At 32.4% G+C, this 20348-nt stretch carries 16 protein-coding genes; 12 read left to right on the top strand and 4 right to left on the bottom strand.

Features of this window, described 5'->3' with window-relative positions:
* Positions 1-27 precede the first annotated feature (27 nt).
* A complete protein-coding gene (locus tag H1A07_RS04670; RefSeq protein WP_210144441.1) occupies positions 28-642 on the top strand; it encodes a sugar O-acetyltransferase in 615 nt (204 codons plus the stop codon).
* A gap of 102 nt (positions 643-744) precedes the next feature.
* Here the strand turns inward: H1A07_RS04670 and plsY are convergent, their stop codons facing one another.
* Positions 745-1401: a glycerol-3-phosphate 1-O-acyltransferase PlsY gene (plsY, locus tag H1A07_RS04665; protein ID WP_094498341.1), complete on the bottom strand. Its 657-nt coding sequence runs from the start codon at positions 1399-1401 to the stop codon at positions 745-747.
* Positions 1402-1500: 99 nt separating this feature from the next.
* Here plsY and parE point away from each other — a divergent pair, with 99 nt between their 5' ends.
* From parE to xerS, 8 genes are all read left to right on the top strand, one after another.
* Positions 1501-3459 carry a DNA topoisomerase IV subunit B gene (gene parE, locus H1A07_RS04660; protein ID WP_210144439.1) on the top strand — a complete coding sequence of 653 codons (1959 nt, stop codon included), beginning with the start codon at positions 1501-1503 and terminating at the stop codon, positions 3457-3459.
* 16 nt (positions 3460-3475) lie between these two features.
* Positions 3476-5956 carry a DNA topoisomerase IV subunit A gene (gene parC / locus H1A07_RS04655; RefSeq protein ID WP_210144437.1) on the top strand — a complete coding sequence of 827 codons (2481 nt, stop codon included), beginning with the start codon at positions 3476-3478 and terminating at the stop codon, positions 5954-5956.
* 238 nt (positions 5957-6194) lie between these two features.
* Positions 6195-7148, top strand: a complete 954-nt coding sequence (locus H1A07_RS04650) for a LysR family transcriptional regulator (RefSeq protein WP_210144435.1) — start codon at positions 6195-6197, stop codon at positions 7146-7148.
* A 119-nt stretch (positions 7149-7267) separates the two neighbouring features.
* Complete coding sequence (locus H1A07_RS04645; RefSeq protein ID WP_057719215.1) at positions 7268-8203, top strand: manganese-dependent inorganic pyrophosphatase; 936 nt, start codon at positions 7268-7270, stop codon at positions 8201-8203.
* Between the two features lie 72 nt (positions 8204-8275).
* Entirely contained in the window at positions 8276-10069 is a 1794-nt protein-coding gene (gene recQ, locus H1A07_RS04640) for a DNA helicase RecQ (RefSeq protein WP_210144433.1), read from the top strand.
* A 60-nt stretch (positions 10070-10129) separates the two neighbouring features.
* Positions 10130-10717 (top strand): peptidylprolyl isomerase, encoded by a 588-nt coding sequence (locus H1A07_RS04635; protein WP_210144431.1) that lies wholly within the window; start codon positions 10130-10132, stop codon positions 10715-10717.
* Between the two features lie 33 nt (positions 10718-10750).
* Positions 10751-11449, top strand: a complete 699-nt coding sequence (locus H1A07_RS04630) for a YoaK family protein (protein ID WP_210144429.1) — start codon at positions 10751-10753, stop codon at positions 11447-11449.
* Positions 11450-12760: 1311 nt separating this feature from the next.
* Positions 12761-13831 carry a tyrosine recombinase XerS gene (xerS, locus tag H1A07_RS04625; RefSeq protein ID WP_210144427.1) on the top strand — a complete coding sequence of 357 codons (1071 nt, stop codon included), beginning with the start codon at positions 12761-12763 and terminating at the stop codon, positions 13829-13831.
* A 175-nt stretch (positions 13832-14006) separates the two neighbouring features.
* On the opposite strand, the gene H1A07_RS04620 is transcribed toward xerS, so the two are convergent.
* The 3 genes from H1A07_RS04620 to H1A07_RS04610 all read right to left on the bottom strand — a co-directional run bounded on the left by H1A07_RS04620 (position 14007) and on the right by H1A07_RS04610 (position 16622).
* A complete protein-coding gene (locus H1A07_RS04620; RefSeq protein ID WP_210144425.1) occupies positions 14007-15113 on the bottom strand; it encodes a hypothetical protein in 1107 nt (368 codons plus the stop codon).
* Between the two features lie 94 nt (positions 15114-15207).
* Positions 15208-16095 carry a DegV family protein gene (locus H1A07_RS04615; RefSeq protein ID WP_094502815.1) on the bottom strand — a complete coding sequence of 296 codons (888 nt, stop codon included), beginning with the start codon at positions 16093-16095 and terminating at the stop codon, positions 15208-15210.
* Between the two features lie 116 nt (positions 16096-16211).
* The gene (locus H1A07_RS04610) at positions 16212-16622 is read right to left on the bottom strand and encodes a MarR family winged helix-turn-helix transcriptional regulator (RefSeq protein ID WP_057719208.1); all 411 of its coding nucleotides are present in this window, start codon (positions 16620-16622) and stop codon (positions 16212-16214) included.
* A 184-nt stretch (positions 16623-16806) separates the two neighbouring features.
* Here H1A07_RS04610 and H1A07_RS04605 point away from each other — a divergent pair, with 184 nt between their 5' ends.
* The 3 genes from H1A07_RS04605 (at position 16807) to H1A07_RS04595 (ending at position 20303) form a co-directional block, all read left to right on the top strand.
* Positions 16807-18498: an Rqc2 family fibronectin-binding protein gene (locus H1A07_RS04605; RefSeq protein WP_210144423.1), complete on the top strand. Its 1692-nt coding sequence runs from the start codon at positions 16807-16809 to the stop codon at positions 18496-18498.
* Positions 18499-18594: 96 nt separating this feature from the next.
* Positions 18595-19302 carry a helix-turn-helix domain-containing protein gene (locus H1A07_RS04600; RefSeq protein ID WP_057718875.1) on the top strand — a complete coding sequence of 236 codons (708 nt, stop codon included), beginning with the start codon at positions 18595-18597 and terminating at the stop codon, positions 19300-19302.
* A complete protein-coding gene (locus H1A07_RS04595; RefSeq protein ID WP_210144421.1) occupies positions 19269-20303 on the top strand; it encodes an IS3 family transposase in 1035 nt (344 codons plus the stop codon). Before H1A07_RS04600 ends, H1A07_RS04595 begins: the two co-directional genes overlap by 34 nt.
* The last annotated feature ends 45 nt before the right edge of the window (positions 20304-20348 follow it).

Here is a 20348-nt window from a genome sequence, read left to right as displayed (position 1 = left end):
AAAAGCATAAGAAAGTAAGGTGTAAAAATGGAAGAAAATACTAAAAATATGCTAGCAGGATTACCTTATCGTCCAGACACAGAAGAATTAAGAGAAATCTCAACAAAAGCGCATCGTTTATGTCGTGATTATAATCAAACAGCAGATGAAGATAGAGAAGTAAGAAAAGCAATTATTGATAATTTATTTCCAGACCATGGAGAAGGAGTTTACCTTCAAGGACCAATTGAAGTAGACTACGGTAAATTTACAAAATTAGGTAAAAATTTTTATGCTAATTTTAATCTTACTATTTTAGATACTTGTCCAGTTACTATTGGAGATAATGTAATGTGTGGACCTAATACGTCACTGGTTACGCCTTTGCATCCCTTATTGTCTGAGCAAAGAAATGCTCGTCTGCAAGCAGATGGTAAGATAGCAGATATCGAATATGGCGCACCAATTACAATTGGCGATAATTGCTGGTTAGCTAGTAATGTAACTGTTTGTCCAGGAGTAACGATTGGAAACAACTGCGTTATTGGAGCTGGCAGTGTAGTTACTAAAGATATTCCAGATAATTCTTTAGTTCTAGGTGTTCCTGGAAGAGTAGTAAGAAAAATAACCGATAAAGATCGTTTAGATAATTATCCATATTAATAATTTGCTATAATTTTACCTTGCGAACATTTGTTTGAATAAAGTATAATGATTATGAAAAAAGACTGTTCAAGGATTAACCTTAACAGTCTTTTGTTCTGATTATTTATTTTTAGCATTCTTTTTTAGTAAGCCATGAGACTTCTTGTACCAATACCATAGTCCAAAAGGAACAATGTTTTCTTGATGGTTAATCAAACGCTTAATGTTAGAACGGTGTCTTACAAAAAGTAAAATCATCATAATCCCAGTAATGGTCGTGAGGAAAATATCATGAAACCAAAAAGAACAGATAAAAATTATTACTATTGAGATTAAGCTAGATAAGCTTACATAAGAAGTAATAAACAGCATTGGTAAAAATACTACAGCACAAAGTCCAAAGAATTTTAAACTATAGCCTAGAAATACTCCTGCACTGGTAGCTACCGCTTTTCCTCCCTTAAACTTTAGGAAGATTGAGAATGTATGACCTAAAATAGCACAGGCTCCGGCAACTAATAATAAATATTTTGGACCCTTTAAATGGAAAATTAATGGCAAGTCAGTAGCAAGTGTTCCTTTTAATACGTCAATAATTAAAACTACACTACCAGCTACTGGTCCCATTACTCTAAATGAATTAGTAGTTCCAATGTTTCCTGATCCGAAATTTCTTATATCTTCATGAAAAAATATTTTTCCCATTAACACACCTGTAGGAAAGGACCCTATTAAGTATGCTAAAATAAAAATTAGTAAATAATTCAACGTAGACATTCACTTTTCAACCCCATTTAGAATCTAAAGCTATTTTAACAAAGATTATAATAGCTGTGGGGTTGATTTTGATTGTCTGTTAAAAATGGAGGCATTTATTTGGCTAAAACAAATAAAACTACCAGTTCATATGATGATTCTTCGATTCAGATTCTTCATGGACTAGAAGCAGTAAGAAAACGTCCAGGAATGTATATTGGTTCAACTGATCGTCATGGATTAAATCACTTGGTTTACGAAATCGTCGATAATTCAGTTGACGAAGCAATGGCTGGTTATGGTAAAGAAATCAATGTAACTATTCATAAAGACAATTCTGTTACAGTTCAAGATTTTGGACGTGGGATGCCAACAGGAATGCATGCATCAGGAATCCCCACTATTGAAGTTATTCTTACTGTTTTACACGCAGGTGGTAAATTTACTGAGAAAAATTATCAAACTTCAGGTGGATTACACGGCGTAGGCTCTTCTGTTGTAAATGCTTTATCCTCATATTTAAAAGTAAGAGTTGTTAGGGATGGTCAAGCATACGAAGAAGAATTTGAAAATGGTGGTCATCCAATTGGAACACTTAAGCATTTAGGCAAGACCAAAGATAAGAATGGGACAACCATTACGTTTAAACCTGATGCAACTATTTTTTCAACGACTACTTATAATTATGAAACAATTCAAGAAAGAATTCGTGAATCAGCATTTTTACTAAAGGGCGTTAAGTTTACTTTAACTGACGAACGTGATCCTGAACATCATGATGAATTTCTTTATGAAGATGGGATTAAGTCTTTTGTGTCCTACCTAAATGAAGATAAGGATACAATGGGGGATGTTTTCTACTTTTCTGGAAAACAAAATGGCATTGAAGTAGAATTTTCTGGTCAATATAATGATGGCTATTCAGAAAACTTTGTTTCATTTGTAAATAATGTTCGTACTGCTGACGGTGGTAGTCATGAGGCTGGTGCTAGAAGTGGATTTACCAAGGCTTTTAATGATTATGCTAAAAAGCAAGGACTTCTTAAGAATAAAGACAAAGGATTAGAAGGTAGCGACTATCGAGAAGGACTAAGTGCGGTTCTATCTGTTAAAATTCCTGAAGAATTACTAGAGTTTGAAGGACAGACTAAAGGTAAGCTAGGAACTCCTCAAGCTAGAAGTGTGGTAGATAGTATTGTTTATGAACAACTTTCTTACTACTTAATGGAAAACGGAGAATTTGCACAAAGTCTAGTTCAAAAAGCACAAAAAGCTAGGGATGCACGGGAGGCTGCTAAAAAAGCAAGAGATGAGAGTAGAACTGGAAAGAAGAGACGTAAGAAGGAAATCCTTTCTGGAAAATTAACTCCTGCTCAGTCACGTAATCCAAAGAAAAACGAATTATTCTTAGTCGAAGGGGACTCAGCCGGTGGTTCTGCCAAGCAAGGAAGAGATAGAAAATTCCAAGCTATCTTACCTTTACGTGGTAAAGTTTTGAATACGCAAAAAGCTAAGTTGCAGGACATCTTCAAAAATGAAGAAATTAATACTATGATTCATACAATTGGCGCTGGTGTTGGTTCAGATTTTCAAATTAAAGATGCCAATTATGACAAGATTATCATTATGACAGACGCAGATACCGATGGTGCCCATATCCAAATTTTACTTTTAACTTTCTTTTATAGATATATGCGTCCAATGGTTGAAGCAGGTCGGGTATATATTGCTCTACCTCCTTTATACAAATTACAAAAGGGTAATGGAGCAAAAGCTAAGATTAAGTATGCTTGGACTGATGAAGAATTGAGCGAAGACTCTAAAGACATGGGTAAAGGTTTTGCTCTGCAGCGTTTCAAAGGTTTGGGTGAAATGAATGCTGATCAATTGTGGGAAACAACCATGAATCCAGAAACTCGTACTTTAATTAGAGTTAAGATTGACGATGCTCAACTTGCTGAAAAGCGTGTAACAACCTTAATGGGAGATAAAGTGGCTCCTAGAAGAAAATGGATTGATGAAAATGTTAAGTTCCGTATGGGTGAAGACGGCTCCATTCTAGAAACAAGTAGAGATTAAGAGGTTAGATTTTTAAATGGCAAAAACAACAGAAAGAATTAGGGAATTACCTCTTGAAGAAGTTATGGGAGAACGTTTTGGACGATATTCGAAATATATCATTCAAGAACGTGCCCTTCCTGATATTCGAGACGGTTTAAAACCGGTTCAGCGTCGTATTCTTTATGCGATGTATAAAGATAATAATACATATGATAAACCATATAAAAAAGCTGCTAAAGCTGTCGGAAATGTCATGGGTAATTTTCACCCTCATGGTGATAGTTCTATTTATGGTGCTTTAGTTCACTTGTCTCAAGATTGGAAGATGCGTGAACCATTAATTGAAATGCATGGTAATAATGGATCAATGGATGGGGATGGTCCAGCAGCTATGCGTTATACAGAATCTCGATTAAGCAAAATTTCTAATTTGCTACTTCAAGATATTGATAAAGAAACAGTTCAAATGATCTTGAATTTCGATGATACTGAATACGAACCTACTGTTTTACCAGCGCATTTTCCTAATTTATTAGTTAATGGTTCAACTGGTATTTCCGCAGGATATGCTACTGAAATTCCGCCACATAATCTGGCTGAAGTAATTGATGCAGCAGTTTATTTGTTAAAGCATCCCGATGCTACAACAGATGAGCTAATGAAGTTTGTTAAGGGACCTGATTTTCCAACAGGTGGTATCGTCTTAGGAACTAAGGGTATTAAAGAGGCCTATGAAACTGGTCGTGGAAGAATTCAAGTTAGATCTAAGACTACAATTCAAGAAATTAAAGGTCATCGTCAGCAAATCGTTGTAACTGAAGTACCTTTCGGTGTAAACAAAGCAATGATGGTTAAGAAAATTGACGAAATTCGTTTAAATAAAGAAATTGACGGTATTTCAGAAGTAAGAGATGAAACTGATCGTCACGGTCTTTCAATTGTAATTGAACTTAAAAAGGGTGCAGATAGTCAAAACATTTTAAACTATCTATTTAAAAACACCGACTTACAGGTTTCATACAATTTCAATATGGTGGCTATTGACCGTATGACCCCCGTACAAGTTGGATTAAAGCGTATCTTATCTTCTTACTTAGCACATAAGAAAGATGTTGTAACTAAGAGAACAGAATTTGATCTAAAAAAGGCTAAACAACGTCTAGAAATAGTTGAAGGTCTTATTCATGCATTAGATATCCTAGACCAAGTAATTAAGACTATTAGATCTTCTAAAGATAAAAAAGATGCTAAAAAGAATTTAATTGCTAAGTATGATTTCACTCCTAACCAAGCGGAAGCTATAGTTTCTTTACAGTTATATCGCTTAACTAATACTGACGTTAACCAACTTAAAAAGGAACAAGCAGATTTAAATAAAAAAATCGAAAAGTTCAATGAAATATTAAGTGATAACAAGGTTCTTGAAAGAGTTGTAGTTAAAGAATTAAATGCGGTAAAGAAAGAATTTGGTTCACCAAGAAGAACAGAAATCACTGCTAAAGCAGCTAAAATTGAAATTAATAAAAAAGCTCTTGTAGCTGATGAAGATGTACGAGTACTAGTAAGCAAGGACGGGTATTTGAAGCGCTCATCTCTTCGCTCATTCCAATCAACTGATGATGAAGATAATGGATTGCCTGCTGGTGATAAGGTTGTTTTTGAAAAAACAATGTCTACTTTGGATAATCTTTATATTTTTACTAATAAAGGAAATCTAATTTATCGTCCCGTGCATGAATTAATCGAAACAAAATGGAAAGAAACAGGCCAGCACCTTTCTCAAGAAATTGGACTTGATAGTGATGAAGAAATTATTCGTGTATTTGAAGTTAATGATTTAAATGCAAGTTTGAACTTCTTGATTGCTACAAATGATGGATATATTAAACAAGTTACATTAGCTGATTTACAGCCTACGAGAACATATAAGTCTCGTGCCATTACTGCTATTAAGCTTAAGAGTAATGACAGTAAAGTTGTCCGTATTGATCAAGTTCAACCTGATAGTAAGCAAGAAATCACTTTAATTACTAACCAAGCATATGCAGTAAGATTTGATATTAATGAAATTCCTACTTCTGGTTCAAAAGCTGCAGGTGTTAGATCAGTTAATTTAAAAGATGATGACTATATCGTAAATTATGTGCTTGCTGATCCTAAATTTGTTGATTTAATTAATATTGGGATTATTACTCAACGTGGTGCATTTAAACAGCTAAAGCTTAAATTAATTAATAAAGTCACACGTGCGAAACGTGGAGTTTTAGTATTACGTGAACTTAAATCTAAACCTCATCGAATTATGGCAATTAGTAGTTATGGTGAAAATCATATTCTCAATCTAACTACGTCAAGTGATCGTCATATTGAAATTAATACTTCTGAATTTCCATTAGGGGATCGCTATTCAAATGGATCATTTGTATTAGACCCAATGACAGATGGAACACCAGTAACACTAAGTCTTGGTAGACCATTAGCAGATGGAAGAGATAAAACTGAAGAATTGTTTTAGATAACAAAACTATAAATAGTATTTTTAAGCTATTTATAGTTTTTTTGATAATACAAATAATTATAGGAAAATAGTTTGTGTTTTATGTAAATATTTTCATTATGTAGATACAGGTGTTATTATAAGAAGTATAGGATGAATAGTAAGCTTTTATACAGGGCTATCAGAGAATAATTATATACATTTTAAATTCTATTTATTAAATATTATTCCAAATTTATATAAGAGGCATTCAATCATGAAAACAAATACTGATGCAGTTTTATCCGCAAAATCATTACGTTATTTTCTACAATTAATTGATAGTATGAGCTATACTCAAGCTGCTCAAATATTAGGAATTACTCAGCCAGCTTTAACTCAACAAATTAAAAAACTAGAGCGAGCAGTTGGTTCACCCTTATTTGGTCAAATGGGAAAGAAATTATACTTAACTGATGCTGGACTAAAGATGGAAGAAACAGCCAAAGCATTATTTTCAACGGTAAATAATGCAGTTGATAGTATTCAGCAATATACTAAATCTGATACTGGCGCTATTTCTTTAGGTATATTATCAACTGTTGAAGCTAGAGTAATTGATCAGTTTTTAATTGAATTTAATCAAAAATATCCAGATATTACATTACATGTTGGCTTTTATAGTAGAACAGAACTTTGGGACAAGCTAGATAATAATCAGCTAGATTTAGCAGTTCTTTATCTGCCAGATCACAATGCGACAGTTAAGAATATGAAACAATATATGGCTAAACAAATCTATTCTGAATCGGTTGTCTTTTTAACACATGATCCTGAAGATAAATTCGATAAGATGACTCATCATAGATGGGTAGCATATCCTAAAGACTACTATTTACCACAAATTGTTCATCGTTTCTATGCTGGTCAGTTTGTAGATGGTAAGTTGAGCACGCCAGTAACGTTTACTTCTCCTTACCAATTAATAAAATTTGCTGAACAAACAGATTATGATACTTATGTTTCAAAGAGCTTCTACAAGGCTCATCAAGCTGAAATAGCGCTTTCACCGGTAGATATCAAAGATGAAACCAATTTTGAAAGTTGCTTCATTTATCGTAAAAACAAGAGTGAAATACCTCGATTAGCTAATTTCTTGAAAGAATGGGATAAATTTATTGACGAAAGAGACTACGATAGTCGTTTAAAAAATGTTAAAGTAAGTATCTAAATTAAGAAGCATTGCTTTTGTTAAAAAGGCAATGCTTTTAATGTGAGATTGATTTGCTTAAGTGTAACATTTAATCTAAAATATTAGATAGATATAATTTTTAAAGGAGCTCAATGTAAATGGCAAAAGAGTTAATTTTCGGTCATCAAAATCCAGATACCGATGCAATCGGAACTGCAATTGCATATTCATACTTACAAAACAAATTAGGCTACGATACTGAAGCAGTTGCTTTAGGTGAGGCTAATGATGAAACTAAATATGCTTTGAATAAATTTGGTTTTACAGCACCTCGTGTAATTAAAACTGCTTCTAATGAAGTTAATGCAGTTATGCTTGTTGACCACAACGAACCACAACAAAGTGTTTCTGATATTGACAAGGTTAAAGTTACTCACGTTGTGGATCATCACCGTATTATGAATTTTAATACTGCTGATCCTTTATACTACCGTGCTGCTCCAGTTGGTTGTACTAGCACAATTATGTGGCAAATGTACAACGAAAAAGAAATTGAAATTCCTCAAGATATTGCTGGAATTATGCTATCTGCTATTATTTCAGATACTTTGCTTTTAAAGTCACCAACTACTACTGACCAAGATAAAGAAGCTGTAGAAGCTTTGGCTAACATTGCTGGAGTAGACTACAAGGAATACGGTCTTAAGATGCTCAAAGCTGGTACTAACATTGCTGATAAGTCAGAAGAAGATTTAATTGACTTAGATGCTAAGAGTTTTGAATTAAATGGTAGTAATGTTCGCGTAGCTCAAATTAACGTTGTTGATTTACCAGAAGCTCTAGAACGTAAAGATGCTTTCTTAAAGGCTATGGATACTGCTTCTAAGAGTGAAGGCTATGACATGTTTATGCTTTTGATTACAAATATTCTTGATTCAGATTCTGAAGCTTTAGTAGTTGGTAGTGATGAATCAAAAGCTAAATTTGAAAAAGCATTCAATACTAAATTATCAGATTCAGAAGTTAAATTGCCAGGTGTTGTTTCAAGAAAGAAACAAGTTGTTCCGCCTTTAACTAACGCTTTTGAAGCTTAATAGCTATTAGTTGTGTTTTTAGAGAAGACAGGTATGATCTTTCATACTTGTTTTTTTATTTAGTAGGAAAAAATGAAATCATCACTAGAAGTATTAAAAGATGTATTTGGTTATACTTCATTTCGACCAGGGCAAGAAGAAGTTATTAATCAGGTTCTTAACAGAAAAAACATTCTAGCCGTAATGCCAACTGGTGCCGGGAAGTCAATGTGCTATCAAATCCCAGCTTTAGTTAATCCAGGTTTAACTTTAGTAATTTCACCTTTAATTTCGTTAATGAAGGATCAAATTGATTCATTAAAGCAAAATGGAATCAGCGCTGCTGCTCTAAATTCGGCTACACCTCAAGATGAGGTTAATCCTATCTTAAGACAAGCTTACGAAGGAAAAATAAAACTTTTATATGTTACTCCTGAACGTTTAGCTATGGAATATTTTCGCTACCAACTGAACTTTTTAGATATTTCATTAGTGGCAGTTGATGAAGCACACTGTATTTCTCAATGGGGACACGATTTTAGACCTGCCTATCGTCAAATAATGGAGGGCGTTAACTCCATTAAAAGTAAGCCTAATATTTTGGCTTTAACTGCGACAGCTACACCTTCAGTACAAAAAGACATTGCTGAACAACTACACATCCCACCAGAAAACTATGTTATTACTTCTTTTGCCAGACCAAATTTGAGTTTTAAAGTAGTTGATAATCCGGTAAATACAGAGCTATATCTCTTAGACTATATCAAAAAGCATTCCAAGCAGTCTGGGATTATTTATGCTAGTACAAGGAAAAAAGTAGAAGAATTAACAGATTATCTTGCACAAAATGGAATTTTAACTGCTAGTTATCATGCAGGTTTATCAAATAAAGAAAGGGCCGATGTACAAGATGCTTTTCAATTTGATAAAGTTCAAATAATCGTTGCTACAAATGCCTTTGGAATGGGAATTGATAAAAGTAATGTTCGTTTTGTTATTCATGCTAATAGTACACCAAACTTAGAATCATACTATCAAGAAGCGGGAAGAGCCGGGCGAGATGGAGAACCTTGTGAAGGAATACTGATTTATCATCCAAAGGATATTCGACTATATCGCTGGTTCATTGAACAATCTGATTTAGATGATGAATATAAGAAAATTCAATATCAGAAATTAGCTATGATAACTAGATATGTTAATACAACAGAATGCTTGCAACAGTTTATTGTTAGCTATTTTGGTCAAAATTGTAATCCGTGTGGTAAATGTTCAAACTGTTTAGGAACATTCATAGAGAAAGATATTACCAATGACAGTAAGAATATAATTTCAGCCATTTATGAACTAGATAGTCGCTTTGGTAAAACAGTGATTGCTGACGTAGTTACTGGGGCGAAGAATCAAAAAATGAATGAAATTCATGCTCAAAATTTGAAGCATTATGATAGTTTGAAGAGGAGTAAAAAGTCAGTAATTGATCTTATTAATTTTCTAATCAGTCATAATTATCTTACTCTAACTGATAGCCAATATCCTGTAGTACATGTAACTAATTCAGGCTGGGACGTACTAGATGATAAAAAGAAAGTAATACAAAAAACATCTAAGAATACTAAGACACCTAAAAGAATTACTAATTCCGCTGAAAAAGAAAATGACTTATTCATGCGCCTGAAAGAGATTCGTTTATCTCTTGCTAAAAAGCAAGGAATCCCAGCATTTTATATTTTTTCAGATAAATCTTTAAGGGAGATGTCACTACAGAAGCCACAAACACAATCAGAATTTTTAAATATTTCAGGAGTAGGTCAGGCCAAATTAAAAGCATATGGTCAAGTAATGATTATGGCTATAAGAAATTACTTAAAAGAAAAGATAGATTAATGAAGTATAGACAAATAAAGGGTAAAATAGATAAGGTAATATGGAATTAGGAGGATAAAAATGGAATATCCACAATTAAATTTAGAAAATGTACAAGATCCCAAAGCTCTTATTCAAACTAATCATGGAGATATTGAAGTCCAATTATTTGAAAAAGAAACTCCAATGACTGTTGAAAATTTCGTTCGTTTAGCAAAAAAGGGCTACTATAATGACACTACTTTTCATCGTGTAATCAGTGACTTCATGATCCAGGGTGGAGATCCTAAAGGTAATGGTACTGGTGGTGAAAGTATTTGGGGTCATCCATTTGAAGATGAATTTTCAAATAAATTATTCAACATGCGTGGAGCACTTTCAATGGCCAACTCTGGTCCAAATACTAATGGAAGTCAATTTTTTATTGTTCAAAATAAGAATGTACCTAAAAGAATGATCAAAGAAATGGATACAGCAGGCTATCAAAAAGAAGTCGTTAAAGCATATAAACAAGGCGGAACACCTTGGCTTGATGGCCGTCACACTGTTTTTGGACAAGTAATTAAAGGTATGGATGTTGTTGATGAAATTGCAAAAGTTCCGCGTGATAAGGCAACCGATAAGCCAAAGGAAGATGTGATTATTAAAGATATTCATATTGAAGATTAATTTAGATTCATTAACGTGGGAGAATTTAATTTTATGAATCTATTTTTTAATGATAAATATTGTCCATCCGAATCAAGAATTTTAGCAACTGCTTTAACCTTTTCAGCTGGATTTATTGATGCTTACACATATATTCAAAGGGGACATACTCTATCTGCGGGTCAGACAGGAAACGTTATCTTTTTTGCGTCAGCATTGGCTGATCATAATATCGCTGGCATGTTAAACCGTGCTACAACATTTATTGCATTTACGTTAGGTCTTTTATTAGTAGGTCTTTTCCATAAATACGTAAAAAGTAATTATTGGCGAGTATTTTGTCTATTTCCAATATTACTTATTTGTTTAGGAGTAGGATTTGTACCTAAAAGTGTTCCAAACTACTATGTGGTTCCAGTAATTGCTTTTGGCTTAGCTGTTCAAAATGCATCCTTTAGTAAAATTGAAGGTATGGGCTATAATAATGCATTTACAACCGGTAATTTAAAAAAATCTGTAGTTGCTTGGAGCGCATATTTCTTTGGTGAGGATAAATCTCAGCATAACGCAGCCGTTAACTATATGTTCTTAGTAATTGCTTTCGCCTTTGGAGCAATTGTATCTGCATTACTACAGAAGATTTTTGTTTTAAAAACGATTTGGTTTGCAGTTTTACTTTTGGGAGTAATTAATATTATTTATACATTTTCATTAAGTAAACGAAAGAAATTTAAATTTTTAGAAAATAAATAAATTTAATGAAGTTTTGAGTGAAAGTTTAACTCTCAAAACTTTTTTTATTATGAGCGAAGTATTATGAATTGAGAGGTTATGACTTCGCATATACTTCGTGTAATATATATTATGTAAAGTAATGTGCAAAAATGAAGAGAATAAACTACCAAGATACTTAACCATCATCAGTTTAACTTAAATACCGATATTATTAATTTTATTTCTTACAAACGGTTTGATCTATATTTATTTTTTAATACACTGAAGTATTTTTATAAATCATAATTTAAAATTTTGATTTTGTTCAGTCTAATTATTATAGATTATTTTTTAAATTTATTTTTACCGAGTATGATAATTTCTCTATCAATAATTACATGCTGAGACGGCCATTCTACAGCTTCCAAATCATTTATTGATTAATAATAGTTAATAATTAAACGACAATATCACATAATATTCCATAAGTTTATTATCACTAAATTTAGTTATCTAAATAGCTTATATAATTCCTGGACGTATTAAATCCATTTAACTTAACTAAAGTCAAAAAGCACAATAGCTAACAATTAATTACCTAGATTGATGATAAAATATCTTAGTAAACATCAGATAATCCTATTTTAGATAAAGGGTAAATGCTGATATTAATAAACCACCAATACAAACAAAGTCCATAAAATCTACATTTTACTACTAGAAATAAGAGTAATTCCATTAATAGTACCTTTCATTAAAACAATAATTTTACTGATAGGTATACACTTATACTATTGAAATTATAGCTTTTTAAGCTATATGTCTTTTACTTTTAAAAGTTAAATTTCATAAATAATTATATAAAATCAGAAATTTTACGTAAGCTATGATCTATCCTGAATAAATTTTTACCAATCTATTATTGCAATTTGCGAATTAATTTATTACAGCAAATTATTGTCAAATTGAAAAAATACACTTTTATTATGGCTCTCCTTCTCTGATAAGAGAATAAAAACAAGCTAAAGTCTTGTGTATAACCAAAACTAAACTAATTTTACTTTTTATATTCGCACAGTACATAAAAAAGTATTAAATCATCAATGATTATTATATATTGTTTAATTATATAGTTATTTAATACTTTTAAACTTATTTTTGAGAAATTTATCTTAAAATCTTCATAGACCAATGATAAAACCTTACTAAGAATCATTTTTCAGTATTTATCTACCGACGACACATACTCCGTCCCCCTCTCTCCTACTTTGCCAAGATTAGGGGATAATAGCAAAGAATTGGCAAATAAGATATAATATATACAAACCTACGTTCGAGGAGACCGAAAAATTGGAAACTAATAGATACCTATCTCTTATTAATCAAGAATTAGAAAATATGCCAAAATTTGTAAAAGAATATAATCTTGGTACTACTCATTCGTTAACTACAACATATCAATATTTAACTGAACTTCGACGTTTTTTTGATTGGTTAAGAGAAAGTAGGATTTCTACAGTTTCTTCCAACAAGGAAATAAGTGTGTCCACTTTAGAAAATTTACAGCGAAACGATGTTATGCTTTATATTCATCACCTAAAGCATATGAAAAATCAACAAGGAAGACTAAACTCTCCTACTACTATTAATAGATCTATCAATGCGTTGCGTTCTCTCTATAAGTTTTTGACAATTACGTCTGATAATAACCAGGGCGAGCCATATTTTGATCGTAATGTAATGTTAAAAATAAACTCACTAAATGATACTAAAACTCTAAACTATCGAGCTCATGTTCTAGAATCACATATGTATATGGGGGATTTAAAGTTTAAGTTTTTAGACTTTATCGAAAATGAGTATGAACACAAATGTAATAAACAATCATTACCTTCTTTTAAAAAAAATCATGAACGTGATATGGCAATAATTGCACTGATTCTAGGAACAGGTATTAGAGTTTCTGAATGTGTTGGCGTAAATATACGTAATATCAATCTTAAAGATGCTATGCTTGACGTAATACGAAAAGGCGGCCAAAAAGATAGTGTTCCTATTGCTGATTGGACTATTCCTTATTTGAAAAAATATAAAGAAATACGTGCTGATCGTTACCGCGCTGAAAAAGCGGATGTAGCTTTCTTTTTAACTAGATGGCATGGAAAAACTAGACGGATGACAACGAATGCCGTTGAAAAGATGGTCAATAAGTATTCAGCTGCTTTTGGAAAACCTCTTACTCCGCATAAACTGCGACACACACTAGCTAGTGAATTATACGAAGTAACCAAAGACCAAGTTTTAGTAGCACAGCAATTGGGGCAAAAAGGAACAACGGCTACCGACCTATATACTCATGTCGATCAGAAAAAACAGAAAGCTGCTCTAAATAAAATTAATAAGTATAACCTATCTGATTAATTTAACTATAATAATAGAAATAAATAGTTTAATTGAACGAAATCGAATATTGCTAATCTTTTCCTTAAATTAATGCGAAATTCTATAAAAAAAGAAAATTAAAAAAGCTTTGAAATTATCCAAAATGTAGTAACCCACAAAAATTGGAATTTCAAAGCCTTTTTATTACTAAATACTAATGACTCTGACTAGATGAAGCTTGTTGATTATTCTGTGCTTGTCCTTGGTGTTGGTTGTTATTGGTATGTGACTCATTATGTTGTGGTTGTTGGTTAGATTCTTTATTGTCTGATGACTGCGCTGGTGTACTACTTTGACTTTGACTCTGACTCTGAGATTCTTGTTTTTCATCTTTATGTTCTTCAGATTTACTGCTCTGCGTCGAACTAGATTGCTGACTACTTGAGCTTGAACTAGATGATTGACTAGACTGACTATTCTCTTTTGCTGTGTCAATATTAATATCAAAACTATCATCAGCTTTTGGATGATATACTCGATGACTCTTCTTTGAAGTCTTAGATTTTAATGCACTTGGGGTACTTACCTTTATAGCATTAATTTGAGTGTATGTACCTTCTTGAGAAATGTCGTAACCAGCGTAAGCAAAGTGAAGATAGAATGTAAAGCTGGTTAAGACTAAATGTCCACCTTTCTCTTTTAAGGTATACTCAACCTTTAATTGTTTAAGAGCACCTTCATTGTCTAAACCTGAAGCATTACCTTTAAGCTTTTTGATCAACTTACTATGTGTTTTATTCCAAAAGCGTAAACTATTGCCGCTGTAACTTACTTTGTAAATAGAGCCTGATTTTTTAAGCTTCATATCACTTTTAATAGCCTTACTACCGCTTAGAATAATAGCAGGATCAAACTGACTCACAACCTTATTAGGAGTCATAGTAGATGAAGCTTTCCATTTAGGACTACCAGTATTATCCCACATCTTTTGATATACTTTGTCATCATTAAGCCACATAGAGGTTTTATCAACTTTAGCTTGAGCTTTTAAGGGATCATTTTGATATTCTCCTGTCCAAGTTCGAGTTGCTTGAATACCAGGTGAGTTTTTAACTTTAAACCTATAGCTTTTAAAGTCTGTATTCAATGCTTCAGCAATTATCTCTTTATCACTACTATTACTTGTTGCTGAATTAACAGTTGCTGGACTTGAGTTTTTTATTGTATTTGTATTCATTGTTAGAATTACTTGAAAAACAATTACTAATCCCAATCCTACAGCTGCAACTAAGCCTAAAATTCTTAAAAATTTACTTTTCATTTATTTACAGTTCACTCTCATCTTTAACATTTTTTAGTGTATATCTTTATAAAAAAATAGGAAAGCAACTTTAGCCTTCCTATTTTTGATATGATTATTTTTTACTAAAGTCCATTTTATCTATATCTGCCATCCAAGTAATGCCTAGAGATTTTTCTCCTAAATATGTGGCAATTACAGAACTAAAGTTGAACATCTTAATGGTCATATTAGGAAAAGCGGCTTGGAAGTCATCTTTAACTTTAGTAGCTTGATCTAAATCGTTTGAATTGTAAACTGTTAATGCTAAGTTATCTTTAATTGGTGAATTGTTAATCCGTTCAATAGTTATATTTTCAGCCTTTTTAACAGCTCGCTTCATTGAACGAACCTTATCAAAACTTACAATTTGATAATCATCTTTTTTAAAGGTTAACAAAGGTTTAATTTGAAGCATGGTACCAATAAACGCACTAGCGTTACTCAAGCGACCACCGCGAACTAGATTATTTAAATCATCTACAACAAATAGAACATCAATTGTATCTCTAATTTTGTCTAATTTGGCTAAGATTTCCTTAGGTTCCCATCCATTTTTGATCATTTTAGCAGCTGCAAGTACTAAATTTCCCATAGAACGAACTGTCATTGCAGGATCATAAGGATATAAATTAAATTCAGGATGATTATGAGCCAAAGTAACTAAACTATTATAAAAACCAGAAATTCCAGATGTTAATGGAATAGCAATAATAGCTTCATATCCTTCATCTTTTAATTTTTGGCATAACTCAAGCATAGTACCTGGGCTAGGTTGAGAAGTCTTAGGAAAAGGTGCTCCATCGCGCTCCAACTCAAAAAGTTTCTCTGCAGTCATATCTACCCCATCCATATACTGTTTATCACCAATAATAACTGGAATAGGTACTACAGTAATATCGTTGGCCTTGGCTTCTTCTGGGCTTATATCACTAGTACTATCTGTAATAAGTGCTATCTTCACGTGTGAAAACCTACCTTAAAATTTAAAATGGCAGCATTAAGTTGCATGCTGCAATACTACTTATCAAAATGAAATTATATCATAAAAACGAATGATTTTTAAATATAATCGATGATTTATACTTCTTCTGCCGAAAGATTATTTACAATAACTTGCAATTTATTATCAAAATCCTGAATATCTTCATCGCTCCACGTAGAAAATATTTGTTCTTCGATCTGTTTTAAAACTTTTTTCAGTTCTTGTGCCTTAGCCAATCCATCATTATTTAAATTTAAAGACTTGCTAGAATCTTTTTTTGATCGTTCTACTGTAATCAAAGCTGCAGTTTTTTTCTGTTTAATTTGTCTACTAAGGGTAGAAAGCGATATACTTAATGCCTGTGCTAATTCTCCCATTGTTAAAGTTTCATTCTTATGACGATCGAAGAAGAGTAATAAACGAGTTTGCGATAGATTTAACCCACACTTTTTATTAATAACTCGCTTAATATTCTCACGAACGCTATTAAATATTAAGACATTCATGTTATTTACCACCTATACTTATTTTCCCAATTTTTCTAATTCAACAATAATTCTAAGACATAATTTAAATTTTCACAAGATTTGTGAAGATTTAACAATATTAGTGAAAAAATCACATTGTTGAATGAAACAATTCTTTACATTAAAGAGTATAATATATGTACTATTTTTAAGGAGGATACTTATGGCTTTTGATGGCTTATTTATTCGTAGTCTTTTACAAGACCTCTCTCCTACCCTAGTTGGAGGAAAGCTTACTAAAATATACCAGCCTTTTGATCAAGATTTAGTTCTGAATTTTCGAAAAGACCGTAAAAATCAACGCTTACTTATTTCAGCAAATGCTCAAACACCTCGTTTTTATCTTACAAATGATTCTATTGCTAACCCTGATGTTGCACCTACATTTGTAATGGTATTAAGAAAGTATTTAGAGGGTTCAATTCTTAAAAAGATTGAACAAGTTGGTGTAGAACGAATCGTTAATTTTCATTTTTCCAATCGTAATGAACTTGGCGATGAAATGAAACTTGTTTTATCAGTCGAATTAATGGGTAGGCATAGCAATGTTATCTTGTATAATAGTGAAGATAATAAGATTATTGATTTACTGAAAAGAATTAATCCTGATGAGAATCGTGCTCGGTTGTTATTACCACATGCACCTTATGAATTACCACCACTTTTGCCAGGAATTAATGGATTTGAACTATCTGCTGATCAATTTAATGATCTAAAAAATAAATATCCTGAAGCCATGGACTTTGTAAAACAATTCAATGGACTAGATGGGGATGATAAAAAAGAATTTACTGGCTATTTAGAAGATGATTTTTCTTATAGTTCATTGCAGACATTTTTTAATCAATTTGCACGTCCTAAGGGCTATGTTTTACAAACTATTAAACATAAAGATCGTGTATACACCTATTTACCATATCATCTTGACTTAAAATTGATTTACTCAAATGATGACGTTAACAAAGTTCTTGATGATTTTTATCGTGAACAAGCTAATCGAGAATGGGTAAAACAAAAATCTAAACGAATTGAAAATATTGTTAATAATGAAATTAAAAAACTTAAGAAAAAGATTACTAAGCTTCGTAAACAATTGGATCAAGCAGAAAATTCAGAAGAATATCGCATTAAGGGCGAATTACTTAATGCTTATTTACATGAAGTAAAGGCAGGTATGACTAGTATTGATTTACCTAATTATTACGAAAATAATCAGCCTTTAAGTATCAAACTTAATCCTGCCCTCTCTCCTGCTAGAAATGCGCAAAAATATTTTACTCGCTATCAAAAGTTAAGAAATTCTATTAAGCATGTTAATGGACAAATTAAACTTGCAAATGAAAACCTAGACTATTTTGATTCAATTCAAACTGCTATTGATAATGCGGATCCACAAGATATTGATGCTATAAACGACGAATTAATTAATCAAGGCTACTTAAGATCTCAAAATCATAATCGTCGTCGTAAGAAGAAAATTAATGAAAAGAATTTAAATACCTTTAAATTAAGTGATGGTAAAAAAATTCTTGTTGGTAAAAATAATTATCAAAACGATTGGTTAACTTTAAAGAAAGCCGATAAGCGAGATTACTGGTTCCACGTTAAAAATATGCCTGGTTCACACGTTATCTTACAAGACAGGGATCCAAGCGATAAAGATATTGCTGAAGCCGCTGAAATTGCTGCTTATTTCTCAAAGGGTAAAAACTCTAGTCATGTTCCTGTTGACTATGTTCAAGTTAAAAAGATTAAGAAACCTAATGGTGCTAAACCTGGTTTTGTAATTTATACTGGTCAAAATTCAATTGAAGTTACACCAAATGAACAAGATGTTTTAAATAAAAAAATATAAAATTAAAAATGCTCAAGTGATAGAAGTTGATATAGTCCTACTTTAGTAGACAGTACAAATATATAAAGTACTATCTATGAAAGTAGGACTTTTTATATGTCTAGAAAAAGTAGATTTAGCTTTGAGGTGAAGCTTAAAGCAGTTAAGCAATATTTAAACGGTGAAGAAAACTATCCATCTATTGCAAATGCTTTAGACGTTCCAGATAGCACGATACGTATGTGGGTAAAAGCATACCAAGTGGATGGTGAGGACGCATTAAAACCTCATAATCGTAATAAAAGGTATTCAAAAGAATTTAAGCTTAAGTGTGTAGCTGCTTATTTAGCAGGTGAAGGTTCCTATTTAAATCTGGCAAATAAGTTTGGTCTAAGAAGTCCTCATCAACTAAGACAATGGGTTATCAAGTATAATAGTCATCAAGAATTGCAGGATTACGATCCTACCCCGGAGGCTTATATGACTAGTAGAAGAAAGACAACCCTAGAAGAACGACAAAGTATTGTTAAATACTGCAAGAAACATAATTGGAATTATAAAGAGACGGCAATTAAGTATGACTGTAGTTATGCTCAGGTATATAACTGGTGCAAGAAGTATCAAACTAAAGGATCAAAAGGACTTAAAGACAAACGAGGCCATCGTCTAAAAGAGTCGGACCTAACTGAAACAGAAAGGCTTAAGCGTGAAGTTGAACGCCTTAAGATGCAAAACCAAATCAAAGATAGAGAAATAGCTTTCTTAAAAAAAGTGAAGGATTTAGAGAGGATGTGGTTATTGGACAACCAAAGCAAAGGCAAATAGCTCTTAGACACAGTCAAAAACAAATTCTTTATGAATTAATCAAGCAGTGCCATCAAGAATACAACTGGCCTATTGATTGGATGTGCAAACAAATTAATATTGCTCGATCGGCTTATTACAAGTGGTTGAAGCATACGCCGAGCAAACGTGAATTAAGAGATCAAAAGATTCTTGAGCGTATTAAAGCAATCGCTAAGAGCAATAATAGTCTTTTTGGTTCACCTAAGATGACATTAGCCTTAAACAATGAACTTGAAGAAGGCGAACCTAAAATCTATCGGCGAACTGTTGCACGCTTAATGTGCGTTAACTATATCTACACAAGCAAAGCTAGATTTAATAAGAAGTATCGCTACAAAGCATCTGGACCTGAGGAAACGTCTGCTAATGTGTTAAATCGTAATTTTAATGCTTCTAAGCCTAATGAAAAATGGTGTACTGACATTACTGAAGAAAAGATCCCTGGCACAGGTAAAAAGATCTATCTTTGCACTATTTTTGATCTTTATGATAGATATCCGGTTGGTTATGCTTTAAGCCAGCGTAATGATACTGCATTAGTTAATGCGGCCCTAATAGCTGCTTGGAAAAAAGAACCTGATAGTCATGCAATGCTTCACAGTGATCGTGGATTTCAGTTTACCCGTGTTCCATTTACAAACGAATTGAAAGAACATGGCATGTCACAATCAATGTCTAGGGTTGGTCGCTGTATTGATAATGGTCCTATGGAGGGGTGGCAAGGAATAATCAAAGAAATGAGATTGGTCTTATATCCAGAAATAAATAGTTACGAAGAAATGGTGCACGCTTTTAATAAGACTATTGATTATTACATAAATTACGATCCACAAGAACGGTTTGAAGGTAAAACCGCAGGAGAAGTACGAGCAGAAGCAAAACGTAATCCAAGTAAAGCCAGAGAATATAAAATCAAACAGGATAAGCGTTACAAAGATTATTGGGAAGAAATAGAAGCAAAGAAAAACCAGCCTGCATAAACAGGTTGGTTCATCAATCATTTTATATATTTTAACTGTCTACTT

Origin of the sequence: Lactobacillus taiwanensis (assembly GCF_017894345.1) — a bacterium.
GTDB classification, from domain to species: Bacteria; Bacillota; Bacilli; order Lactobacillales; family Lactobacillaceae; genus Lactobacillus; species Lactobacillus taiwanensis.
This window is presented reverse-complemented; position numbering and strand designations above follow the sequence as displayed.